This is a genomic window from Chryseobacterium contaminans (assembly GCF_001684955.1).
Taxonomy (GTDB): Bacteria; Bacteroidota; Bacteroidia; order Flavobacteriales; family Weeksellaceae; genus Chryseobacterium; species Chryseobacterium contaminans.
This window is the reverse complement of sequence record NZ_MAYF01000112.1, coordinates 62,424-85,992: the sequence shown is the minus strand read 5'-3', so window position 1 is coordinate 85,992 and position 23,569 is coordinate 62,424. Positions and strand designations below refer to the sequence as shown.

At 37.2% G+C, this 23,569-nt stretch carries 21 protein-coding genes; 12 read left to right on the top strand and 9 right to left on the bottom strand.

Annotation, left to right across the window (positions count from 1 at the left end; all coding sequences use genetic code 11):
* Positions 1 to 18 precede the first annotated feature (18 nt).
* Both BBH99_RS08250 and BBH99_RS08245 read right to left on the bottom strand, forming a co-directional pair.
* Positions 19 to 384 carry a DUF4296 domain-containing protein gene (locus BBH99_RS08250; RefSeq protein ID WP_066694563.1) on the bottom strand — a complete coding sequence of 122 codons (366 nt, stop codon included), beginning with the start codon at positions 382 to 384 and terminating at the stop codon, positions 19 to 21.
* Between the two features lie 46 nt (positions 385 to 430).
* Entirely contained in the window at positions 431 to 1,147 is a 717-nt protein-coding gene (locus BBH99_RS08245; protein WP_066694479.1) for a polyprenol monophosphomannose synthase, read from the bottom strand.
* Between the two features lie 240 nt (positions 1,148 to 1,387).
* Between BBH99_RS08245 and BBH99_RS08240 the strand changes: the two genes are divergently transcribed.
* The 7 genes from BBH99_RS08240 (at position 1,388) to BBH99_RS08210 (ending at position 8,529) form a co-directional block, all read left to right on the top strand.
* On the top strand, positions 1,388 to 2,056 hold the full coding sequence (locus BBH99_RS08240) for a DUF4271 domain-containing protein (RefSeq protein ID WP_083188782.1): 669 nt from the start codon (positions 1,388 to 1,390) through the stop codon (positions 2,054 to 2,056).
* 11 nt (positions 2,057 to 2,067) lie between these two features.
* Positions 2,068 to 2,808, top strand: a complete 741-nt coding sequence (locus BBH99_RS08235) for a uroporphyrinogen-III synthase (RefSeq protein ID WP_066694556.1) — start codon at positions 2,068 to 2,070, stop codon at positions 2,806 to 2,808.
* 141 nt (positions 2,809 to 2,949) lie between these two features.
* Positions 2,950 to 4,995, top strand: coding sequence for a S9 family peptidase (locus BBH99_RS08230; RefSeq protein WP_066694477.1), 2,046 nt, complete (start codon positions 2,950 to 2,952; stop codon positions 4,993 to 4,995).
* A gap of 87 nt (positions 4,996 to 5,082) precedes the next feature.
* Positions 5,083 to 5,421: a hypothetical protein gene (locus BBH99_RS08225; protein WP_066694474.1), complete on the top strand. Its 339-nt coding sequence runs from the start codon at positions 5,083 to 5,085 to the stop codon at positions 5,419 to 5,421.
* 550 nt (positions 5,422 to 5,971) lie between these two features.
* Positions 5,972 to 6,859: a hypothetical protein gene (locus tag BBH99_RS08220; protein ID WP_123873071.1), complete on the top strand. Its 888-nt coding sequence runs from the start codon at positions 5,972 to 5,974 to the stop codon at positions 6,857 to 6,859.
* Between the two features lies 1 nt (position 6,860).
* Positions 6,861 to 7,700, top strand: coding sequence for a hypothetical protein (locus BBH99_RS08215; RefSeq protein ID WP_066694462.1), 840 nt, complete (start codon positions 6,861 to 6,863; stop codon positions 7,698 to 7,700).
* Between the two features lies 1 nt (position 7,701).
* Positions 7,702 to 8,529, top strand: a complete 828-nt coding sequence (locus tag BBH99_RS08210; RefSeq protein ID WP_066694459.1) for a hypothetical protein — start codon at positions 7,702 to 7,704, stop codon at positions 8,527 to 8,529.
* 114 nt (positions 8,530 to 8,643) lie between these two features.
* Here BBH99_RS08210 and BBH99_RS08205 read toward each other — a convergent pair whose 3' ends face one another.
* The gene (locus tag BBH99_RS08205) at positions 8,644 to 9,129 is read right to left on the bottom strand and encodes an SRPBCC family protein (protein ID WP_066694453.1); all 486 of its coding nucleotides are present in this window, start codon (positions 9,127 to 9,129) and stop codon (positions 8,644 to 8,646) included.
* Positions 9,130 to 9,330: 201 nt separating this feature from the next.
* On the opposite strand from BBH99_RS08205, the gene BBH99_RS08200 reads away from it, so the two are divergent.
* From BBH99_RS08200 to BBH99_RS08180, 5 genes are all read left to right on the top strand, one after another.
* On the top strand, positions 9,331 to 10,869 hold the full coding sequence (locus BBH99_RS08200) for a sensor histidine kinase (protein ID WP_066694448.1): 1,539 nt from the start codon (positions 9,331 to 9,333) through the stop codon (positions 10,867 to 10,869).
* Positions 10,870 to 11,015: 146 nt separating this feature from the next.
* Positions 11,016 to 11,702 carry a response regulator transcription factor gene (locus tag BBH99_RS08195; protein WP_002982671.1) on the top strand — a complete coding sequence of 229 codons (687 nt, stop codon included), beginning with the start codon at positions 11,016 to 11,018 and terminating at the stop codon, positions 11,700 to 11,702.
* Positions 11,703 to 11,784: 82 nt separating this feature from the next.
* On the top strand, positions 11,785 to 12,441 hold the full coding sequence (locus tag BBH99_RS08190) for a hypothetical protein (RefSeq protein WP_066694446.1): 657 nt from the start codon (positions 11,785 to 11,787) through the stop codon (positions 12,439 to 12,441).
* A gap of 19 nt (positions 12,442 to 12,460) precedes the next feature.
* Complete coding sequence (locus BBH99_RS08185) at positions 12,461 to 12,823, top strand: hypothetical protein (protein ID WP_066694443.1); 363 nt, start codon at positions 12,461 to 12,463, stop codon at positions 12,821 to 12,823.
* 67 nt (positions 12,824 to 12,890) lie between these two features.
* The gene (locus BBH99_RS08180) at positions 12,891 to 15,596 is read left to right on the top strand and encodes a TonB-dependent receptor domain-containing protein (protein WP_066694440.1); all 2,706 of its coding nucleotides are present in this window, start codon (positions 12,891 to 12,893) and stop codon (positions 15,594 to 15,596) included.
* Positions 15,597 to 15,853: 257 nt separating this feature from the next.
* On the opposite strand, the gene BBH99_RS08175 is transcribed toward BBH99_RS08180, so the two are convergent.
* From BBH99_RS08175 to BBH99_RS08155, 6 genes are all read right to left on the bottom strand, one after another.
* Positions 15,854 to 16,351 carry a cupin domain-containing protein gene (locus BBH99_RS08175; protein ID WP_066694434.1) on the bottom strand — a complete coding sequence of 166 codons (498 nt, stop codon included), beginning with the start codon at positions 16,349 to 16,351 and terminating at the stop codon, positions 15,854 to 15,856.
* Positions 16,352 to 16,375: 24 nt separating this feature from the next.
* On the bottom strand, positions 16,376 to 18,658 hold the full coding sequence (locus BBH99_RS08170) for a GH92 family glycosyl hydrolase (protein WP_066694432.1): 2,283 nt from the start codon (positions 18,656 to 18,658) through the stop codon (positions 16,376 to 16,378).
* A gap of 21 nt (positions 18,659 to 18,679) precedes the next feature.
* A complete protein-coding gene (locus BBH99_RS08165) occupies positions 18,680 to 19,540 on the bottom strand; it encodes an ROK family protein (RefSeq protein WP_066694425.1) in 861 nt (286 codons plus the stop codon).
* 160 nt (positions 19,541 to 19,700) lie between these two features.
* Positions 19,701 to 19,856, bottom strand: a complete 156-nt coding sequence (locus BBH99_RS23045) for a T9SS type A sorting domain-containing protein (RefSeq protein WP_083188781.1) — start codon at positions 19,854 to 19,856, stop codon at positions 19,701 to 19,703.
* A gap of 12 nt (positions 19,857 to 19,868) precedes the next feature.
* Entirely contained in the window at positions 19,869 to 22,022 is a 2,154-nt protein-coding gene (locus BBH99_RS08160) for an endo-beta-N-acetylglucosaminidase H (protein WP_066694418.1), read from the bottom strand.
* Between the two features lie 107 nt (positions 22,023 to 22,129).
* Entirely contained in the window at positions 22,130 to 23,557 is a 1,428-nt protein-coding gene (locus BBH99_RS08155) for a glycoside hydrolase family 125 protein (protein ID WP_066694416.1), read from the bottom strand.
* Between the last annotated feature and the right edge of the window lie 12 nt (positions 23,558 to 23,569).

The window sequence follows — 23,569 nt, the reverse complement described above, 5'->3', positions numbered from 1 at the left end:
AACCCGCTTCATCATTATTTATTTTTGAGGCATTCCCAATTCAGTCTGCTTCAGCTTATCTTTTACATATTTTTCCGCTTTGGGATCTTTTTTCAGTAGAATCTGCTGTGCATCATTCGCTATGCCCTCCATTTCTTCTTTAATCACATAATATTTGAAACTCTCAACAAAATCATCAGGTTTTATATTATGGGATTTTAAAATAAATCTTGTACCAGCTTCCATGTTTCGGTTCTGATACATAAAATTAGCCTGATCGTTTATCACAAGATCGGCGATAACTTCTGCCATCACATCCTGATCAACCAGGTTTTTGGGCTTATCAATATAATCGCCACATGAAATCAGCCCCAGAAAAACAAAAACAAGGATCAGTTTTTTCATCAGCTTATTTTTATATTTTGTATTGGAAGAATTGGTCATGCTTTATTTATAATCTATTGATGATTGACTTCCATTTTAAATTTAAAACACCAAAAACAGCTTCATGGATAATTCCACCGTTCATTTTGCTTTCTCCTAAAATCCTGTTGGTAAATATAATAGGAACTTCTACAATTCTGAAACCTTTTTTAAAGGCTCTGAATTTCATTTCTATCTGGAATCCATATCCTTTAAGCTTTACATTATCCAATCCGATTTCCTCCAATACTTTTCGTGAAAAGCAAACAAAACCGGCTGTGGTATCATGGATAGGAAGTCCCAGAATAAATCTCACATATTTTGAAGCAAAATAAGACAGCAATACTCTTCCCATCGGCCAGTTGACAACGTTCACCCCTTTTGAGTAACGGGAACCAATGGCCATATCTGCGTTCAGGCATGCTTCAAAAAGTTTAGGCAGATCATTAGGATTATGCGAAAAATCGGCATCCATTTCAAAAATATAGTCGTATTTATTTTCTATTGCCCATTTAAACCCATGAATATAAGCTTTCCCTAAACCATCTTTAATGTGCCTTATTGAAAGATGCAGATAATGCGGATATTTCTTCTGTAATTCCTTTACTACATCCGCTGTTCCGTCCGGAGAAGAATCATCTACCACTAAGATATGAAAGTCGTCCTCCAATGCAAAAACTGCGGAAATAATATTTTCAATATTTTCCTTTTCGTTATACGTTGGGATGATGACGAGTTTTTTCATTTCAGTTTGCAAAGATAGTTTATTTAACCTTTTTATTTTATACAAAATAATCTATAATTTTGCAAAAATATTTTTCAAAGATTCCGGGGTAAGACAAAAATGGGTTTCTGCCGTTTTGAACCTCCAATGTAATCTATGAAAAATGTGTTGTAAGATTAGATTTAACAGATGAAGCAATAAAGAAATTCTATGCCAAGTTGTGTTATTTATAGTTAAATAAAAAAATAAAAAACTTAAAATTTGCCGTCATCACCAAACTACATCAATCATGTAAGAATACCTGAGAATAACGATTGGGTAATTTTTATACTTATAGGCTGTATCTTTTTATATGTTTTTATGATGAACATTATAGAAAGGGATGCCAGTCTTAAAGATTTTCTGCTTCAAAAGTATTTTGATGCAAGCAATAACCTTCCGAGCTGGATGATTACCTCCTGTGTCATTACGCTTACTTTATCTGTACTGATCTCTCAGTATATTCCGATAGTTCCTAAGTTTATTGCAGATCTGCATATTTTGGGATACCAGCTCAATAAATTTGGCTACACCTTGCTGGTGGTTATATTTTTTTATTTGATAAAATCAGCTTTAGGATTTTTATTTTACCAAAGTATAGGGGACGGAAAAAAATGGACTATTTTTTATTTCACCGCCACCAAATTTTATTTTATCCTGTCTTTTTTACTGATAATTTTGTGTATTACCCATTATTACTTCCCTATCGACAGAAATAAAATGTTCTTATACTATTTCTCTTTCTTCTCTTTTGTATTCATTTTCAAAGTTTTTTTCTATTTATTTCACAAGAACAAGATTCTTCCGGAGAAATGGTATTATAAATTTTTGTATATTTGCACGCTCCAAATCGCACCATTATTACTGCTTTGGAAGTTGTTATTTTTTTAATAAAGTCAAAGATGAGAATAAAGTCTATATTGGTTTCTCAACCAGCGCCTAGTGAGTCTTCACCATATCTGGATATAGCGAAGAAGGAAAAAATAAAGATTGATTTCCGTCCATTTATCCACGTCGAAGGGGTTGACAATAAAGAGCTCAGAACTCAGAAAATAGATCTGACGCAATATACCGGTATCATTTTTACCAGTAAGAATGCTATTGACCATTACTTCAGACTTGCAGAAGAGTTGCGTTTTGCAGTTCCGGATACAATGAGATACATCTGCCAGTCGGAAGCCATTGCCAACTATCTTCAGAAGCACATTGTATACAGAAAAAGAAAGATCAGCTTTGGGGAGAAAAACTTCTCAGATCTGCTTCCTCTGTTCAAGAAATTTCCTACTGAAAAGTATTTGTTACCATCTTCAGATGTTTTAAGTCCGGATATTGTAAAAACTTTAGATTCTGCCAACGTAGAATGGACAAGAGCTATTATGTACCGTACTGTATGCAGCGATCTAACGGATATCAACATTAAAGATTATGATATGCTGATCTTCTTCAGTCCGCAAGGCATCAAGTCTCTGCAACAGAATTTCCCAGACTTCAATCAGGATGAAACAAAGATCGGTGTTTTTGGAAACACTACTTTAGCTGCTGCAGAAGAGGCAGGATTAAAAGTAGACCTAATGGCTCCTACGAAGGAAACACCTTCCATGACCATGGCCCTTGAAAAATACATTAAAGCACTGCACAAATAGTCTTTAATACAAAAAATAAACTCAACCATCTTTTCAGTAAAGGAAAGATGGTTTTTTTTTAACTACATTTGAACAAAAATTAACATTGAATAGTATGTTGTCATAAAGCATATCATAACGTACAAAAAATAAAATATTCTGATGAAAGCTCCACAGGCAAAAAAAATAGAAAAAATACTAGAAACACACGGTGACAGAAGAATAGACAATTACTTCTGGCTTAATGAAAGGGAAAATCCAGAAGTCATTCAATATCTTGAAGAAGAAAATGCTTACGAAGAATTTATAATGAAAGATACTGAAGAGCTTCAGGAAGAGCTTTTTGAAGAGATGAAAGCCCGTTATAAAAAGGATGACGAATCTCTTCCTTATTTCTTTAATGAATATTGGTATATTGTACGCTACGAGGAAGGAAAAGAATATCCTATCTTCTGCAGAAAGTATCAAAGCCTTGACCACGAAGAAGAGGTTATACTTAACGTGAATGTTTTAGCGGAAGGAGAAGATTTCTTTGAAGTAGGAAGCGTTGCAGTAAGCCCCGATAACCAGCTGGCTTCTTTTTCTTCAGACAATGTAGGAAGAAGAATCTATACTTTAAAATTTAAAAATTTAAAGACTGGAGAAATCCTTCCCGATAAGATCTTAAACACCACAGGAAAGGTCGTTTGGGCCAATGACAATCAACATGTATTTTACATCAGAAAAGATAAAAGCCTTCGCGCATTTCAGGTTTACAGACATAAATTAGGAACTGATGCATCAGAAGACGTCCTGATTTTCCATGAGAAGGATGAGACCTTTGATGTGAATGTCTTTAAAACAAAATCTTTACAATACATTTTCATCGCAAGCTCAAGCACCATTTCTGATGAACATCATTTTATTCCTGCTGACAATGTTTTTGCAGACTGGAAAGTTATTCAGCCAAGAATTGATGATCTTGAATATTCTGTAGAACATTATGAGGACGAGTTTTACATCATTACAAATGCAGATGGGGCTACCAACTTCAAAATTGTAAAAACAAAAATTGACAACTGCGGTATGGAAAATTGGGTAGACGTCATCCCTCACCGTGCTGAAGTTTTACTGGAAGGTTTTGAAATCTTCAAAGAGTATCTTGTTCTCGAAGAAAGAGAAAAAGGACTGCTTCAAATCAAAATTATTGATGAGAAAACCCAAGAGTCTTACTATCTTCCTTTCTCGGATCCAACTTATACAGCTTACATTGGAATTAACCTGGAGTTTGACACTGAAGTTCTGCGCTACGGTTACACTTCCCTTACTCAGCCTGGTTCTACATATGAGTACAACATGAAAGATAAAACCACAAAACTTCTGAAACAACAAGAGGTTTTAGGTGGCAAGTTCTTCCCGGAAAATTATATTTCAGAAAGAATATGGGCAAACTCCAGAGATGGAGAAACAAAAATCCCTATTTCATTGGTATACCATAAAGACACAAAAAAATCAGCAGATACTCCTCTTTTATTATATGGTTATGGCAGCTATGGACACACCGTGGATGCTAGCTTTTCAAATGTAAGATTATCCCTTCTTGATCGAGGTTTTATTTACGCCATTGCTCATATCCGTGGTGGAGAATATCTGGGAAGAGAATGGTATGAGGATGGAAAAATGTTATCCAAGAAAAACACCTTCTTCGATTTTATTGATGCAGGAAAATACCTTATTAAAGAAAACTACACTTCATCCAGACATATGTACGCGATGGGAGGAAGTGCCGGAGGACTTCTGGTAGGCGCTGTTGTTAATTATGAGCCTCAATTATTCAATGGTATTGTAGCACAGGTTCCTTTTGTGGATGTTGTCACTACAATGTTGGATGATACAATCCCTTTAACAACCGGGGAATATGATGAATGGGGAAATCCTAATGATGAAGAGTATTATCATTATATGAAAGATTATTCTCCTTACGATAATGTTGAAGCCAAGGATTATCCACATATCCTTATCACTACAGGATTCCATGATTCTCAGGTACAATATTGGGAACCTGCTAAATGGACGGCCAAACTCAGAGCGTTAAAGACAGACAATAATATTCTGATCTTTAAAACAGATATGAGCTCAGGTCATGGCGGCGCAAGTGGAAGATTTGAATCTCTGAAAGAGGACGCACTGGAATATGCATTTTTGCTGAAAATTGATAATAAAGGGTAAAATGTCCAATTAATAAATTTGAGAGCAGCTTGTAAGAACAAGAAAAGATTAAATACGAATAAAATTAATTTATCATTTGTCAATTATATGAACGAATCTGAATATTGGAAAAAAATAGAACAGTTTTTTGAAGATAATTTCCAGACCGAGAAGAACCCGCCTATTGAGACCTTATTATTCTTAATAGGATTACAGGAACTGGGCAGCGGTCAACAAAAATATACAAAAGAAGACAAAGTAAATCTGATCCACATTGCTGTTTGCAGACTCCTTGAGCCTTTTGGATATTACAAATTCACCCATTATGAAGACGGGTGGCCACAGTTTGATAAATTGGAAGATCTTCCGGAATTAAAGCCTAATGAGCAGACCTTGCTTATGAAAAAAGCAATTATTCAGTACTTTCAGGAAGAAGAACTGATTTAAAGTCCAAAACGCAATTATTTAAACATTTAATAATGAAATCATATCATTATTAGCAAAATCCACCTAAAACACTATCGATTTTATACAAATAGAGACAAGCTAAAAACTTGTCTCTATTTTTTTTAAACAAAAATAAAACTGTTATTTAAAAATTATTTTAATTTTTTATTTTTAATTAAAATTTTAAACCAATTCATTCCCAAACCATTACATTCTATTTTCATAAAATTCATATTCATTTCTTATAAATTTTCAGGATTAGCCGGGTATATTCCATATTAGATTTGTAATTTAGGGACTGCCAGACCACATTCTATTGACCTGTTACTATGGTCAATTTCCCTCAGAATACTATGGTTAATTTCTTCAGGCTTACACTTGGTGAATAGCGCTGGAAAAGACACAACAAAAAAATGATATCCTGACTCGTCATGAGCCGGGCAGGATAAATCTTGAAAAAAAATAAAAAAAACTAAGGACTGAAAAAACTATGTATTTCAAAAAAATCTTCTGAATAAAAACAGATTAAAATTTAAATAGAAATCAAACCATGAAAAAAATCAGCGCTTCTTTAATGTTGCTCTTTGTCAGCATGGCCTTTTCACAAGTAGGTATTTCGAAAAATCCAGCTGTCGAAATTCACAATAAGGCCATTTTAAAGGTAGACGGAAAATATGAAGGAAAAAATTACGGGATGATGCTCCCTGAAGTATCAGCTCCTGAAAATCTTCCATTATATAGTTCTACCAGCTCAGATAGTGAAATGGCAGGAATGATGATGTTCGAAAAAACACATGCTACATTTTATTCCTATGACGGAGGAAAATGGAACAATGAGCCCACTGCTGCCGAATTTAAACTAAAACAGTCCAGATTTTTATCCACGGCAGATGAAGAAACCAGTGTCGTATGTGTACTCCTTGGATGTGGCCGGCATGTAGGGCTTAGCTTTGGAGCTCCTGTTGATGGTAAACAATCTTATAACAATCTTAATATAAGGAGAGAAACGGCAATAGTAGCCGGAGGCGGTCTTTATGGAGATAAGAACTTTGATAATGCTAAATTTGTTATTAATGAAGCCGGAGTTTATGACATCTATCTGAATGTTCCTTCCAAAACAGGTGGAGCCGTATCACTTACAAGTGGTCCTCAGTATCAACTTAGAGCCTATCTTAAACAAGGCGATGGAAGTTATAACGAAGTAAAGCTTACCACATTCTTCCCTGACTATTATGGCATTCTGGGAATTGGTGGAGATACCAATACCGCTGCCTTCACTACTACAAGAATGCGTTTGAATCCGGGAGATTATATCGTCTCAAGAATACATTCTCCGTTAGCCACAGTGTCTGTAGTAGTTACCCTTACTGCAGCAGCTAATGCTAATATTGCCCAATACTACCCAAGAGAAATAATGTTCACCAAAGTAAGTGATTAAAATGATCAGAAAAACGATTACACTCCAAGTCTTTATTATAACAGCTGCAAGCACTCTGGGATTTGCTCAGATAAAAATAGGCAACAAACCTGAAACTGTTCATCCGAGAGCAGCTTTACAGATAGAACACAATACTAAAGGAATTATGCTTCCTGTTGTTGAAAACCATACTGAACTTCCAAATTATAATGCGGCCCACCTGGATCTGTATGAAAACAAGCCCGAAGATAATGGTTTAATATTTTATAACAAGGAAATTAGAGATGTGGTAAAATATGACGGCTATAGATGGATTGCTGCAACAGAAAGGAGCATTAAGAATTATAAAAATGTAAGTATTCTTGGGTCCAATGCGGCCGATGTATCTGTTGCCAATGTATTAGGAATTACAGCCCGTCCCACTTTGCATTTTAATATTTTAAACGATTTTGATAGAAATAACGTAAATAATTTAGGTGTTACAGTAAATGCTAATGGAGAAATTACAATTCCGGCAGATGGCTTTTATAGAATCAATCCGTCTATAAAAACAAGCAGTGCCGGTGGTCTGTCTGTAGGAAACGCAGCAACCATTATTTCGCTACAGGCTCTGTATATCAGTGCCACAGCAGAGGGATGGCAAAAAATTCATGAAAACAGCTTTCTGCTTTACGGCTTGCTGGTAACGGCAGGAAGCGCAAATTCTGTAAATAATTTTTCCACTACAAAGTATCTGCATGCAGGAGATCAGATCCGTTTAAGAGCTGGTATACAGGCAGACACTGGATTAAATGTGGGAGCTGGCGTGAATTTTAAAATGAATGATAGAGATACTTTCATCTATATAGAAAAATTAAATTAACATGAGAAAGAAAATATATATCGCCGCCCTTTTAATGACAGCCAAAATGGCATTTTCTCAGGTTATTATTGGGAGCGCAACCAATCCAAGTCCCAACTCCATGTTCAGTGTTGTGAATACAGAAGATAATTCAGCAAGATCTAAAGGAATGATGATCCCAACAGTAAACAATGAAACTGAGCTACCATTGTACAATGCCAATCAACCTAATCACTTTGATAAAGACTTTTCTATGCAGGGAATGATTATGTACAGAAAAGATATTCAGCGTGTTGTTGTATATGATGGAGAGCAATGGAAGCCAACGTTTTATGAATCCGGCGGAAGAACCACTCGTGCCAGTATGAATCCGGCAACCATTGAAAGTGATTTTCCATCTGTAGGCTGTGTCCTTATCGGATGTGGAGAAAAAGATGTGCCTTTTGGATTCTATAACAATACTTTGGACGGAGATAAACTTGGCATTATTGACCCTCATGGAACTGTGAATAATGACTTCAGCAATTTCACATTTAAGGAATCGGGGTTTTATAAAATTCTGATCAGTTTAAAGGTAAAAACTTCAGGTCTCCACGTAAGTCCGCCTGTAATTTCTTTCAGGGCTTTAAAAAACGGAGCAACACTTGCCCGAAATGATGTTCCTTTAAATGAAGCCATCCTGATAACAGCCGGAGCCAACAGAGTGGGAACAATGGAGTTTCTGGCGATGTTCGACAAAGGGGATAAGCTTAAAGTGCAGGTTTCAGGCGGGGTTTCTATCCTGACTGTTGCCGATGTCTACAAAATTGTTCCTACAGACGGAACCTTTATCAGCATAGAAAAACTATAAGCCTTCAACACAAAACATTTTTATTCCATATTTTATTAAATAGGGTACTTCAATTGAGGTACCCTATTTTCATATCATAAAACTAACCATCTGTCATCATTTTTTTATTTCACATCATCCGATGATTTCCTTAAGCTGGCTGAGGCCCATTTTAAAACCTTCTTCAAATCCCATATCAAGCATTCTTTTCATTACTTCTTCAGATTGGTAATGAATGTTAACGGTTACTTTTGTTCCTTCCTCCACTCCGGTAAAACCGATCAGCCATTTTGATCTTGGAGCATCTTCATTCACTTCCCCGTTTTCATTACAGAAAGCACTCGTCCAGTCAAAACTTCTGTGCTCTATAATTTCTCCATATTGAGATTGTGAATATCCTTTTTCACCATTCGGACCTACCATAGCATAGAGCCAAATGCCACCTTCTTTAAAATCCTGTTTTACGGTTTCGCATTTCCAGGGTCTTGGGCCCCACCACTGGTCCAATAATTCGGACTGGGTAAAATAGTTCCACACTTTTGAAACATCTGCTTTGTAAATATTCATTACATAGATACTTTTTGAGTCAAAATCTTTGTTGAAAATGATATTAGATTCCATAAGGTAATAATTTTGATTAAAGGTAAGTCTTTATTTACAGAAAGGACTTTTCCTATGACAAGTAATCAATAATTCATAAATAATTGTTAAAAAACAGTCTTTTAAGAAAAAAAACATAATTTTTTGGCTCGTTTTTTGTTTACGTAGTCTTAAAACAATTAATTTTAACATTCATTTTTCCAAAACATATATAATTAAATAATGAATAATAAATTCATCCCAATAATTTCGGTGTTTATGACGATCTCACTGATTGTCTTTGTAACGCTCCAATTTTATTGGCTGAAAGGGTATTACGGCGTACTGGAACAGGATTTTTCAAATAAAGTTTACTCCGTTTTGGAAAATACTTCAAAAACAATTGAAGAAATTGAAGCTGATAAATACCTGACTAAGGATAACAGAAACACCATCCTTGCCAACAGCAAAAACCCTTCTCTTACGACTATTCAACAGGTAGAAGATTCCGGAACCCAGAGACAGATCATCTATTCCAAGAATATTATTTCCAACGCGCAGCTTCCCATCTCCAAACAGGGAGACTCTGTAAAGCTTACTACTTTATATACTGATGAGGCGGCCTACAAAATAAAAAGAGACACTACCAACCGCGAAATTTTAACCTCTGACATCAATCAGGATATTGAAACCGGAGATTACGCAGTAAAAGAGTTTGTAAAGGTATATGGTAACAATTTACCGATTGCACAGAGAGTAAATCCTGCCACTCTTGATTCTGTCATCACCAAAGAATTGAAAATCAGAGGAATTACTGCAAAATTTGGATATGGAATTGTTGATAAAGACAATAAGCTAACCAGTATTGCCAATAAAGCCTACAAAGAAAAAAAGGACAGCAATACCTATAGTTACCCTCTTTTCACTGACAAAAAATACAATACATTATATAATCTGGCTTTAGTTTTCCCTAAAAAGGAATATGCACTGGCAATGAATAACTGGCCTATGCTTTTAGGAACTTTCCTTTCATTGCTTACAATTCTTGGGATCTATATTATTTCTATTAATTATATGATGAGACAGAAAAAACTTGCTGAAGTGAAAACAGACTTCATCAACAATATGTCTCACGAATTCAAAACCCCTCTGGCAACTATTTCCGTAGCAACTGACTCATTAGCGAACGATAAAATTGCTACTAACCCGGATAAAGTAAAATATTATTCAGAATTGATTAAACAGGAAAACCTGAGAATGAAAAAGCAGGTGGAAAATGTTCTGAACATGTCTAAACTTGAAAGAAATGAGGTTGAATTATTCCTGAAAGAAACCAATGTAAGAGAACTGATTAAAAAGACAACAGAATCCTTCAACCTGATAGTACAGCAGAGAAACGGAACTCTTACCCAGCAGTTCAATGCTACTCAATATAATTTTAAAATTGATGAGTTCCACATCTCAAATATGCTGGTGAACTTATTGGATAATGCCAACAAATATTCTCCAGAAGCACCTGAGATTCATGTAGAAACCAGAAATGAAGGGCATTGGTACGTGATCGAGATCTCAGATAAAGGAATGGGAATGGAAACTCAGAATAAAACAAAGATTTTTGAGAAGTTCTTCAGAGAAGAAACAGGAAATATTCACAATGTAAAAGGACAGGGATTAGGACTTTCCTATGTAAAAAAAATTGTAGAACTGCACAAAGGACAGATTATTGTAGACTCCCACAAAGGAAAAGGAAGCACGTTTACTATTAAACTGCCAATGGGATAAAACGTAAGTGATGAGTGATGGGTAATATAGAATTAAATAACTATCTACCATCATTAATAAGAAAATAAGAAACCAAAAAAACAAAATATAAGAAGAGAGAGTGAGACAGTTCATTCTTAATTGTTAATTATTAATTAGTAAAAGTTATGAGCAACAGAATATTATTAGTAGAGGACGATCAGAGTTTCGGGGCGGTGCTTAAAGATTATTTAACAATCAATAATTTTGAAGTAACCCTTGCTACTGATGGAGAACAGGGATTGAAAGAATTTACAGAAAATGAATTCGATATCTGTATATTTGACGTAATGATGCCTAAAAAAGATGGATTTTCATTGGCGGAAGATGTAAAAAAGATTGATAAAAACACACCCATCATATTCCTTACAGCAAGAAATATGAGAGAAGATATCCTTAAAGGGTACCAGTTGGGAGCAGATGACTATATCACAAAACCATTTGATACAGAACTTCTTTTATATAAGATCAAAGCTATCCTTCAAAGAAGCTCTACTCTTGAAAATGAAGAGCAGGAGCAATTCAAAATCAGCAATATCTTCTTCGATTCTATGCTGAGACAACTGAAAGTCGGAGACAAAGAATACAAGCTTTCTCCAAAAGAAAACGAACTGTTGAAGCTTCTTTGCATCCACAGAAACGATTTCATGCCAAGAGACCTTGCCCTGAGAAAGATCTGGAAAAAGGAAAATTACTTTACAGCAAGAAGTATGGACGTATATATTGCCAAGCTTCGTAAGCTGTTGAAAGATGATGAAGGATTGGAGATTATCAATGTTCACGGAGAAGGATTCAGACTTCTTGTGAAAAATTAATTCAAAAATCGCATTATAAATATAAAATTAGCAAAACAATTAAAAATGTTTTGCTAATTTTGTTTCATACCCAATCAAGGATATGAAGAATACGTTTTTAGGTTTGATCTCTGTATCAATATTAGCTGTATCTTGTAAGAAAGATGAGAAAGCAACTTATTTAAAAGAAGAGGCAGGTTCTCAGCAGCCTTCTGTAGCGCTCAATAATACTCCAAAGGTTTCGTTGATGGATCAGGCGGGAATTCAATCCAGTCCGGCAACAGCTGCTATGGCTACCGCTCCGGGCATGAACCCTCCACATGGACAACCAGGACACCGATGTGATATTCCTGTAGGACAGCCTCTGAACAGCCAGCCAGCTGCTACTCCAGCTTCCCAAAACATTAATGTAGGAACTAACAATACCATTCAGATTGACCCAAGCACTGCAGCAAAAGTAGCTGTAAATAACAATGCTCAGCCCATAAAAACAGCTCCTGGAATGAACCCGCCACACGGACAGCCCGGACACCGATGCGATATTCCCGTAGGACAACCTTTGAGCAGTAAGCCCGCTGCTGCATCTCAGTCTCAATCGGTACAAAATAACATACAGGTTACTCCTACTCCAACCCCTGCACAAGTTCAGGCTCAGGCAGCTTCACAGAACCTGGCTATGGGAGAAAAACCTAAAGTAAACCCTGCTCATGGAGAACCTTGGCACAACTGTTCTCTAAAAGTTGGTGATCCTTTACCATAAATTTTGTATTTTTGCAGCTATGAAGCTATTTCACATATTGGCAATAGTATTTTGTTTGGGAATCTTCCTGGTTCCTAAGGATAGCTTCTATGCTCAATCTATGCAGGAAACCTGCTGCAAGGCAGAATCCGGAAAGAAGAGTGACTGCTGTAAAAATCATTCCTCAAAAAAAGACAGTAAAAATGATACAACAAAGTCATGCAATGATGATTGCTGTTCTTCCTGTATTGCCTGCTTTACTTTTATTGAAACCCCTTTTTCAAAAAACCTGCGTCTGGAACTTTCTTATTACAAAGCGAATAAGAATCCTCAGTTTCAATATTCAGACCCTTATCTTTCCGACCGTTTAAAGGAAATCTGGCAGCCACCTAAAATAGGTTAATTAAAACATTGTGAGTTTGTTATATATTATAGCGAACCGTATTTTATTTAATCTAAACTTTAAACAAATGAAATTATATATTTCCAGGTTCATACTTGGTGCATTATTCTTATTTACACAATTTATATCAGCTCAAAATTTTCAGAAAGGCCAGTTCAAAGTTAAAGGGAACTGCGAAATGTGCAAAACACGAATTGAAGGAGCGGCCAAAAAAGCAGGTGCAAAAACTGCTGTTTATTCTATAGATCTTCAAACACTGACTCTAGAAACAGATAAGGTTTCTGCTGACGATATTCTGAAAAAAGTAGCGGAAGCAGGTCACGATAATGAAAAGTTCAAAGCTCCTGATGATGTTTACAAAAGCCTTCCGGGATGTTGTTTATACGACAGAGATTTACAGCCTGCACAGGCAGAATCCCATCATGATCATCATGCCACTGCTACAACTCCTGCTAAAAAGGACAACGAATTTTATGTAAGAGGAAACTGCGCATCCTGCAAAGCCAGAATTGAAAAAGCCGCTAAAGATGCGGGGGCAGATTCAGCAGACTGGAATGCGGAAAAGCAAACGGTTGCTTTACATTTTGATGCTTCAAAAACCTCATCGGATAAGATTCTGAAGGCTATTGCTGATGCAGGGCATGATAATGAGAAATACAGGGCTTTAGACATCACTTATAACGGGCTTCCGGGATGTTGTCTGTATGACAGAGATTTTACTTTTGGAGAGGCAAATCCAATGGTTCACTATGAAGAAGGTACTAAGCATGAAGAACATAAGGATCATGCAGCACCTGCTGACAATGATTCTCACAACAAGCATGAGAAGAACATTGATGGGGTTGTTGTAACAGGATCTAAAGCAGCGACAGCTTTAAGTAAAAAAGAAGCCGGATTGGTTTTTAATATTGATAAAAAAGAGCTGTTAAAAGCTGCATGTTGTAATTTATCTGAAAGTTTTGAAACCAACGCTACCGTAGACGTATCTTTCAGTAATGCCGTTACAGGTACCAAACAGCTTAAAATGCTAGGGTTGGACCAAAAATATACAAGTTTAACAAAAGAACAGCTACCTGAGATCAGAGGATTGGCTTCTGCTTATGGATTGAGCTTCATCCCGGGAAGATGGATTGAAAGTATTCAGCTTACGAAAGGGGGAAGTACGGTAACCAACGGTTATGAAAGTATTACAGGACAAATCAATACTGAACTGTTGAAGAATGCTAAGGAGCCGGAAACTTCTCTGAATATTTTCTCTGATTTTAACGGAAGAGCTGAAGTAAATATTACCAATGTATCTCCTATTAATGATAAATGGTCACAGACTTTTCTGCTTCATGGAAACGGTACTTTCGGAAATACGGATATGAACCATGATGGTTTTCTTGACAGACCGATAGGAACACAGATTAATGCGGCTTATCTCCTGAATTATAATGACCTTGAAAAATCAGGGTTCGGATCTCATTTCGGGATTAATTTTATCCGTGATGAAAGAACTGCAGGACAAACTGCTTTCGATAAGAAGCTGGCTCAGGACAAACAGCCGGCTTATGGTGTAGGCATTGATATTTCAAGATTCCAGGTCTGGAACAAAACTGGATATGTTTTTAAAGGAAAGCCTTATCAAAGTATCGGATGGATGAACCAATATGTTTATCACCAGCAGGACAGCTTCTTTGGATTGAGAAATTATTCAGGACAGCAACATACCTATTATTCCAATTTAATTTTTGAAAGTATTCTAGGAAACACTAACCATAAATATAAAGCAGGAGCCAGTTTTTTATATGACGGTTATGAGGAAACGTATTTAGTGGATAATTTTAAACGAAATGAAATTGTTCCCGGAATCTTTGCAGAATATACTTTAACAGGCTTAAAATATACTTTAGTAGCAGGAACCAGAGTGGATTTCCATAACCTAGCAGGAACTCAGTTTACGCCAAGAGTAAACTTTAAATATGATTTTACTCCACAGACCATTCTAAGACTTTCGGCAGGGAGAGGATTCAGAACAGCGAATGTTTTTGCAGAAAGCCAACAGTATTTTGCATCTAACAGGGCAATCAACATCCTACCTAACGGAGGAGATATCTATGGGTTAAAGCCTGAAATTGCATGGAACTATGGTGCAAGCTTACAACAGGAGTTTAAGCTTTTCGGAAGAAAATCTACAATCGTTGCTGACTTTTTCAGAACAGATTTCCAGGATCAGGTGCTAGTGGATTTGGACAGATCACCTCAGCAGCTTACATTCTATAATCTGGAAGGTAAATCATTTGCCAACTCTTTCCAGGCACAATGGGATTTTACGCCTTTTAAGAACTTTGACGTAAGATTAGCTTATAAATATTATGATGTACAAGCGGATTATATTGATGGAAGAAGAGAGGTTCCTTTTATGGCAAAACACCGAGGATTTGTAAACCTTGCCTATGCTACCAACAAGAATAACAAAGGAGGTTTCTGGAGCTTTGACACTACTTTAAACTGGGTAGGAAAGCAAAGACTTCCTGACATGTCCAGTAATCCTGCAGAGTTTCAGTTACCAAGATACTCTAATTCTTATGCTGTATTGAATGCACAGATCTCAAGAAACTTCAACAAAAAGATCAGAGCTTATGTAGGTGGAGAAAACCTGACTTCATATTACCAGAAAAATGCAATCATCGATTTTAGAAATCCTTTCGGAAATTATTTTGACGGCGGAATGGTATATGCCCCAATTATGAAAGCGAATTTCTATGTGGGACTGGATGTGACATTTTAAAAGAGGGAAGCTGGAAGATGGAGGCTGGAAGTACTCTTCGCCGGAAGATTTCTTTAGCTATGATCAATTCATATAAACAAAACGTTATAGGTTTTTGAAACCTATAACGTTTATTTTTTATCTCTTTATTTTCTTTGAAGCATTAGATCAATAGCTGAAATAGTCCTTTTGAAAACCTTCGTAACTTCCCTCTTCCAGCATCCGGCTTCCTTACCCAAAATAACAAATCAGCATCAATTTGATGCTGATTTGTTATTTTATCTTCCAAAGTCATCCTGTACTCTTACGATATCATCTTCATCTGAAGGATTGGAAGCGTCTGTATGCTGCCATATTTCGGCTACGATTCCCCAGCCTGAAAGCCCTATTAATCTGTGTCTTTCTCCTTGCTGAAGTTTCACCTGATCTTTTGGGTGATATTCTGCTACTTCTCCTTCCTCATCTGTAGTACTTCTTTTGATTCCTACGGTTCCTTCCACTACCTGCCATATTTCTGCTCTTCTGTGGTGATATTGCCAGCTTAGTCTTGCTTCAGGCGCTACAATAAGAATTTTCGGGCTTAGCTTTCCTCCTATTCTAAGGTTTTCCACATCAATCCCATCAAAGTACTGATTGGCAAAATCCTGTGCCTGTGCTTCATCTATCACAAAGAAACCTCCCCATGGTCTGGTTTCATCTTTTGCAGCAATGGTAAACCCCTGACTTTGTAGAGTCTGCTCTACCCTATCAAATATTTCTTTTTTTTCCGTGCTCATATATTTTGTTTCTCTTAATTAAAATTATTTATCTGACTCTTCTTTTGACATTGAATAGGGAAAATCTTTTTCCTGTGAACCTCTGTCTGTATTTGGCCTGTTGTCCATTTTAAAATCCAGGACGGCTCCGTTCATTAAGTTTTTATGACTCAACCAGTTTTTGGAGTAAGGCTGTCCATTTACATTCAATGATTTTACGTATAAATTTTCAGCATTGTTTTCCGCTGCCTTTATTTCAATTTTCTTGCCATTTTCCAAATGAATAGTGGCTTCTTTAAACAATGGCGCTCCCAATACATATTGATCTGTTGCCGGTGTAACCGGATAAAACCCTAATGCTGAGAAAATATACCATGCAGAGGTTTGCCCGTTATCTTCATCTCCGCAATATCCATCCGGAGTAGCATGATATAGCTTATTCATCACCTGTCTTGCCCAATATTGAGTTTTATAAGGCGCTCCTGCATAATTATACAGATAGATCATATGCTGTATCGGCTGGTTTCCATGAGCATACTGTCCCATATTCATGATCTGCATTTCTCTGATTTCATGGATCACCCCACCATAATAGCTGTCATCAAAAACAGGTGGCAGTGAAAATACCTCATCCAGCTTAGCTTCAAATTTCTTTTTACCACCCATCAGTTCAGCCAATCCATTAATATCCTGGAAAACTGACCAGGTATAATGCCAGCTGTTTCCTTCGGTAAAGGCATCACCCCACTTGAAAGGATTGAAAGGCTTCTGGAAATTACCGTCTTTATTTTTACCACGCATTAATCCTGTTTCCTTATCAAACAGATTTTTGTAATTATACGCTCTTTTTTTGTAAATATCAATTTCCGAGGCAGGTTTTCCTAAAGCTTTTCCTAACTGGTAGATTGAAAAATCGTCATAAGCATATTCTAATGTTCTGGCGGCATTCTCATTAATTTTCACATCATAAGGAACATAGCCCAATTCATTGTAATATTTTACTCCTGCACGTCCCACGGCTTCTATAGGACCTTCGTTATTGGCACCATGTTTTACGGCCTGCCAAAGGGTTTCCACATCGTATCCGCGAAGTCCTTTGATATAAGCGTCTGCCACTACGGAAGCGGAATTGTTTCCAATCATAATATCGGAATATCCGGGACTGCTCCACTCTGGTAAAAATCCGCCTTCTTTGTAAGCATTAACTAATCCTTCCTGCATTTCTACATTGATACCAGGATATACCAGGTTCAGAAAAGGATACAAAGCTCTGAAGGTATCCCAGAAACCGGTTCCGGCAAACATTCTTCCTTCTGTAATTTTTCCGTTGTATGGGCTCCAGTGCTTAATTTTATTCTGGCCATCAATCTCGTATAATTTCTGTGGAAAAAATAATGTCCTGTACAATGAGGAATAAAAGGTTCTCATCTGCTGATCTGTTCCTCCCTTTACTTCTATTTTTCCTAAGGTTTTGTTCCAGATATTTTTAGCATCGGTTTTTACCTGTTCAAAATTCCGGTTTCCAATTTCTCTTTTAAGATTGATTTCAGCCTGTTCAAAACTGATGAATGAAGAGGCTACTTTTGCATAGACCGTTTCTTTATCTTTCAATTTAAAACCTACGATTGCTCCGGTATGATCGCTGGTAATTTCCAGCTTATCGTTAACCAGTTTATCATCTTTCCAGGTTTTTGTAAGCTCAAAGTCTTTATCAAACTGAACTACAAAATAGTTTTTAAAATTATCATATTTCCCGGTTGAATATCTGGTAGTATAGCCCAAAATTTTTCTTTCTTTGGGTAAGATTTTGATGTATGAGCCTTTATTCAGAGCATCAATTACTACATAAGCGCTGTCTGTTTTCGGAAAATCAAATTTGAAAAAAGAGGCTCTTTCTGTAGGGGTAAATTCAGTGGTTACATTGATATCCGCTAAATAAACACTATAGAAATAAGGGGTGGTAACTTCAGCTTTATGGCTGAACCAGCTCGCTCTATCGTCTTCTTTGAATTTTAACTTCCCTACTCCCGGCATAATTGAGAATGCTCCGTAATCATTCATCCAGGGAGAAGGCTGATGGGTTTGTTTGAATCCTTTTATTTTGTCTGCATCATAAGTGTAGGCCCATCCGTCACCCATTTTTCCGGTCTGTGCCGTCCAGAGATTCATTCCCCATGGAAGTCCGACTGCCGGATAGGTATTTCCGTTGGATAATGAAGGTTTGGACTGGGTTCCCATCAATGGGTTTACATAGTCTACTGGAGATGCGTTCTGACCAAAAACCAGGGCCTGTAATAAAAGAAAGCAAGTAGAAAAAATAGACTTCATTGTATCGTTTCGTTTGTTAATTTATATAAGCTTTTTTAATGCATAGCTGGCAGCTCCCAGAATGGCAGCATCTTCAAAAATGGCAGAAATTTTCACCTGTAAGTTTATATTATTCTCTGCCAGATTCTGAATAAATTTTTGCTCAAAATGAGGATAAGCTTTGGCAATATTACCACCTATAACTAAAACTTCCGGTTTGTAATGATCTACATATTTCACCACAAACTCAGAAAAAGAATCTGCATATTCATCAAATATCTGTTTCTGTATTTCCAGGGATTTATCTAACAAGTCTTTAGTTCCTGAGATCTGTTCTCCCGTGAGTTCTTCATAACGTTTAATAAACCAGCGTGTAGCCAGATAATCTTCACAGATGTATTCTTTAAAAGGTGAATCCCAAAGGTCTTCATCGGTTGCCAATTCTCCGTTATAAAATGTAGTTCCTAATCCTGTTCCCAGGGTAATTCCAAAAATCTTTTGATATCCCTGCACACATCCTCCGAATACTTCGCCTTCCATAAAGGCTGCCGCATCATTAATAAAGTGAATCTGCTGTGTAGAAATAGATAACCTTTTGGCCAGTTCTTCTTTTATGTTAACATGAAGGATATCAATAAACTTCCCTTGCTCCATCAGCGATATTCCGTTTTCATAATCGAAAGGTCCCGGCATAGCGACTCCTATTAAAAGATCTGACTTCACCAGATTATGAGCTCCTTTCTCAATGGCTGAAGTCCATGCTGAGAAAATTGCCTCTCTGTTGTCGAAGGAATTAATATGTTCTCTTACATACGTTGAAGTGATAATTTCACGCTTTTCCGGATCCACCTGCGCAAGAGTAATATGTGATCCTCCAATATCGATTCCTAGTATATTCTGCATCATTTTTTAATTTAAATTCAAACTGTTCTATTGTACTGAAAAACAGACACACAAGAAGATACCGTTTGTCTGTCTGCTTTGCAATATGCTATCTCTTTTTCAGATAAAACCTTCATGAACTGAGTTTTATTTCACCATGATTTTACCTGATGGCACTGTTTTATTTTTTTGAAGATGTGATTTTGTAAATATAAGTACCTACAGCCAATTCCTGTGTATTCACTGTGTTATTATTTTGATTAATATCCTGTTTTTTCAATAATTTTCCTGAAATATTAGAGTTAGAATAGGAAAAGCCATTGAGCCTAAGGCCCAATGACTGATTTTATTATTTTATCATTAATTTCTCCGTCTGTTTGACACTTCCATTCTGGGATTCAAACTGAAGGATATAATTTCCGGATGAAAGCCCGGATGACTCATATTGGTTATTTCCTGCATTCAATGATTTCGTATCCATAATTCTTCCATAAAAATCAAAGATGGTCAATTTTCCTTTGTTGTATTCATCAGGAACGGAGACCGTAAATGATGAAGACTTACTGATTGGATTCGGAAATATTTTGATAAGGTTCTTAGTATTAGCAGAACTTAGCTCTCTTTGGGTAGCAGCAGTTTTTGATACTGTTGAAGTACCTGCTGCACATGGAAGATCTGTTCCCCAATTGGAAGCATCCACTCCTGTTAAACTTAAGCTAACCCCATTTCCAGAGCTATCCTGAACGGTAGAACCGCTTCCTTCATTGAATTTCCAATACGCCGCAAGAGAAGTAGCCGGAACAGATACATTACACATATTCTGACTGATCTCCGTTTGGCTTAACGCACGTTTCCAAACTCTAACCTCATCAATTTTACCATTGAAGTTTCTGGAAGTATTATATAAATATCCCACGTTGAATGCTCCATTTGAACTTACATTTCCGGTTTGTGCTTTGCTTGCATCCAATACCCCGTTGATATAGATTTTCATAGAACTTCCATCATAAGTAGCAGCCACATGGTACCATGTATTGGCATTCAAAGCTGTAGTGGAAGCCAGTTTTTGCTGTACATTATTGATGCTTAACACAAACTGAAGCTTGTTATTGGCAAGGCTGGCATCACCCAATCTTAATAAAGCTGAATTAGCATCTCCCACTTCTGTTCCCATAATAGAAGAAATGTATGGAGAAGCTGATTTGAAAGAGGAAGGTTTGATCCAGCCCTCAAAAGATAATGCTGAACCGTTTAAATTGATATTTCCTGCTGCTCCTGATTCAGTGCTTCCATCCAGAGAAAGGGCATAGGAACCTGTAGGCGTTGTTCCTCCTGATCCGCTGTTGAATCTTGGTGCGAACATATAGGTGCTCTTTACACTGCAGTTTGTTCTGATTCTCCAGTCGTATTCAGTATTAGCGGTTAATCCTGAAACTGTTACTGAACTTGTATTAACGGCTGTAGCTACACTGGTCCAGGTGATTGAAGAAGCTGGCTTATAATCAATATCATAAGTATTTGTTCCTACGGTAGACCAATTCAATTTTGCGCTTGTTCCTGTAAGATTGCTGGTATATAATCCGATAGGAGCATCACAATTTGTGCCTTGTGTCCATGATTGTAAAGTACCGCTTAGCACCGTTGCTTCTCCATATAATGTCTGAGTACCTGCTGAAAGCTGTGATGTCTGGTTGGTTCCTTTAAGATCGTACCAAAGATATAATCCATAGCCGCCATTTTTTGTTTGAGTGGCCAGGCTTGTTGTAGTAGAATTGGACGTATTTCCCAACCATACTGCTGCTGGAGAAATCTGAGCTTTAGTAAGCGGTGGAACGTTAGGTGCAGAAAATGTTCCGTACATCGCATTCCAGCTGTAATTGATGTTATCTCCTACCCTTGCTCCGTTCCAGGAAAGCCTTGAAGCGGCATCTCCGTAATAGTAGAATGAAATAATTTTATCCGGCAGCAATGCTCTTAATTCCTGAACAAGCATAACGAAGGAGCTGTCATTAGGCTGCCCTGTTCCGTTATTTCCATAGTCTGAATATTCATCATCAAAGTCAATCCCGTCCAAACCGTAAGTATTTACTGTATTGGCCAGCTGTAATGCAAAATCTTTGGCCGCCTCGCGGGTAGGAAAATTGCAGATCCCAGCTCCCTGATGGTTTCCAAGAATGGTTAGCACCACTTTCATTCCTTTTTGCTGCAGCGGTTTTATATAGGTATCTGCATTGGTAAGAACCTTGGTAACGTTATTGTTAGAATATAAATAGGCTCTTCCACGGCTGGTATCGTAATTAATATTAGCCGCAAAGATATTTACCACATTGAACAGATAACTATTCGATGTTTGCAGTTTGTACGCTCCTGCATTCAGGAGGTTGTTGTTATTCACTTCCACATAGCATATTCCTTTAGGATTAAGCTGTTGTGCGTTAAGCTGAGAACCTGTCTGAAGCGCTATTGCCATCAGTGCAGTGGTAAGGATTGATTTTTTTTTCATTGTATAATTTTTAAGGTGTTTTGGTGTGTGAATTTAATATAGCATTCCCCTGATCCTTTCTTTTTTGAGGAAAGCATCTAAGTCAGTAAGCCATATACAAAAATGGGTTAGGTCAGTAAATCAGGATTTTCGTTAAAGGTTTTCCAAAGTAATTCTCCAAATAAAGTATTGGCCCATGCGAACCATTCTCTGGTGAATTTTTTGTCATTGTCTTTATGGAAGGACTCATGCATAAAGCCTGTCCCGCCGTGCGTTTTCTGCAAAGTATCTATGCACCATCTGATCTCACCCTTATCTTTTGTAGTGAGCGCTTTCATAATGATACTCATTGGCCAGATCATATCGAGTCCAATATGCGGACCTCCTATCCCTTCTGCCAGCTTTCCTTTGAAAAAGAACGGGTTGTTTTCCGACCACACGAATTTTCTCGTATTCTGATACACAGGGTCGTCCGCTTTCACCGCATCCAGATAAGGTAAGCCTAATAGACTTGGGCAGTTCGCATCATCCATCAGGTTATAGCTTCCGAAGCCATTCACTTCAAATGCATATATTTTTCCAAATTCAGGATGATTGTAAATTCCGTATTTCTTGATGGCTGCATCTACCTCATCAGCAAGGCTGTTCAGTTGTTGAGCCAATGCTTTTTCATTTTTAATCTGAGACACCATCTCTGCTGCCTGGCGTAAACTTACTACGGCGAATAAGTTGGATGGAATCAGGAATCCATAGATGGTAGCATCATCACTTGGACGGAACATAGAGCTGATAAGGCCTACCGGTTTTGTCGGATACCCATATCCGCCCATAGGAACTCCATCTGTCGCCCATGAAGTTGTACGTTCAAATTTGTAAGGCCCTAGATCTTTTTTCCTTTGCTGCTCGATGAAAGTCTGCAAAGTAAGTTTAATTCCCTGTAACCAGTTTGCATCAAAAGGTTTGGTATCTCCGGTAGTTTTCCAGAAGTGATAGGCCAGACGGATAGGATAACACAGAGAATCAATTTCCCATTTTCTTTCATGGGTTCCCGGCTTCATATCGGTATGGTCATACTCTTTCCACTTGCTGATCTTTTTATCATCGTTGTAGAATGCGTTTGCATAAGGATCTTTAAGGATGAATGTTGTTTGTTTGTGAATCACTCCGGAGATCAGTTTGTGAAGCCTCTCGTCTTTTTTAGAGAACTGCAGATATGGGAAAACCTGCGCAGAACTGTCACGAAGCCACATCGCATCAATGTCTCCTGTAATCACATACGTATCCGGTGTGTCGTTGGTTTCACTGTAGAAAACAGTAGTATCTAATGTATTTGGAAAGCAGTTTTCAAAAAGCCAGCTTAACTCCTTATTGTTTACTTTCTTTTTAAAGGCTGCAATAGCACTTTCTACGGATTCACTGGTAAAATGTCTTTTATCTTTAGGAACCCGGACAACAGGAAAACCTTCCGTAGCCAGCGTTTTAGCAAAAACATTCTGAGTAAACAGCAATCCGGCTCCTGCCAGTGCACTTGTTTTAATAAAATCTCTCCTTTCCATTGATACTTTTAT

What these genes read in the sequence shown, in the direction of transcription:
- BBH99_RS08250 (WP_066694563.1), bottom strand. Translation starts at nt 384, where the DNA reads ATGAAAAAACTGATCCTTGTTTTTGTTTTTCTGGGGCTGATTTCATGT.
- BBH99_RS08245 (WP_066694479.1), bottom strand. Translation starts at nt 1,147, where the DNA reads ATGAAAAAACTCGTCATCATCCCAACGTATAACGAAAAGGAAAATATT.
- BBH99_RS08235 (WP_066694556.1), top strand. Translation starts at nt 2,068, where the DNA reads ATGAGAATAAAGTCTATATTGGTTTCTCAACCAGCGCCTAGTGAGTCT.
- BBH99_RS08230 (WP_066694477.1), top strand. Translation starts at nt 2,950, where the DNA reads ATGAAAGCTCCACAGGCAAAAAAAATAGAAAAAATACTAGAAACACAC.
- BBH99_RS08225 (WP_066694474.1), top strand. Translation starts at nt 5,083, where the DNA reads ATGAACGAATCTGAATATTGGAAAAAAATAGAACAGTTTTTTGAAGAT.
- BBH99_RS08220 (WP_123873071.1), top strand. Translation starts at nt 5,972, where the DNA reads ATGAAAAAAATCAGCGCTTCTTTAATGTTGCTCTTTGTCAGCATGGCC.
- BBH99_RS08215 (WP_066694462.1), top strand. Translation starts at nt 6,861, where the DNA reads ATGATCAGAAAAACGATTACACTCCAAGTCTTTATTATAACAGCTGCA.
- BBH99_RS08210 (WP_066694459.1), top strand. Translation starts at nt 7,702, where the DNA reads ATGAGAAAGAAAATATATATCGCCGCCCTTTTAATGACAGCCAAAATG.
- BBH99_RS08205 (WP_066694453.1), bottom strand. Translation starts at nt 9,129, where the DNA reads ATGGAATCTAATATCATTTTCAACAAAGATTTTGACTCAAAAAGTATC.
- BBH99_RS08200 (WP_066694448.1), top strand. Translation starts at nt 9,331, where the DNA reads ATGAATAATAAATTCATCCCAATAATTTCGGTGTTTATGACGATCTCA.
- BBH99_RS08195 (WP_002982671.1), top strand. Translation starts at nt 11,016, where the DNA reads ATGAGCAACAGAATATTATTAGTAGAGGACGATCAGAGTTTCGGGGCG.
- BBH99_RS08190 (WP_066694446.1), top strand. Translation starts at nt 11,785, where the DNA reads ATGAAGAATACGTTTTTAGGTTTGATCTCTGTATCAATATTAGCTGTA.
- BBH99_RS08185 (WP_066694443.1), top strand. Translation starts at nt 12,461, where the DNA reads ATGAAGCTATTTCACATATTGGCAATAGTATTTTGTTTGGGAATCTTC.
- BBH99_RS08180 (WP_066694440.1), top strand. Translation starts at nt 12,891, where the DNA reads ATGAAATTATATATTTCCAGGTTCATACTTGGTGCATTATTCTTATTT.
- BBH99_RS08175 (WP_066694434.1), bottom strand. Translation starts at nt 16,351, where the DNA reads ATGAGCACGGAAAAAAAAGAAATATTTGATAGGGTAGAGCAGACTCTA.
- BBH99_RS08170 (WP_066694432.1), bottom strand. Translation starts at nt 18,658, where the DNA reads ATGAAGTCTATTTTTTCTACTTGCTTTCTTTTATTACAGGCCCTGGTT.
- BBH99_RS08165 (WP_066694425.1), bottom strand. Translation starts at nt 19,540, where the DNA reads ATGCAGAATATACTAGGAATCGATATTGGAGGATCACATATTACTCTT.
- BBH99_RS08160 (WP_066694418.1), bottom strand. Translation starts at nt 22,022, where the DNA reads ATGAAAAAAAAATCAATCCTTACCACTGCACTGATGGCAATAGCGCTT.
- BBH99_RS08155 (WP_066694416.1), bottom strand. Translation starts at nt 23,557, where the DNA reads ATGGAAAGGAGAGATTTTATTAAAACAAGTGCACTGGCAGGAGCCGGA.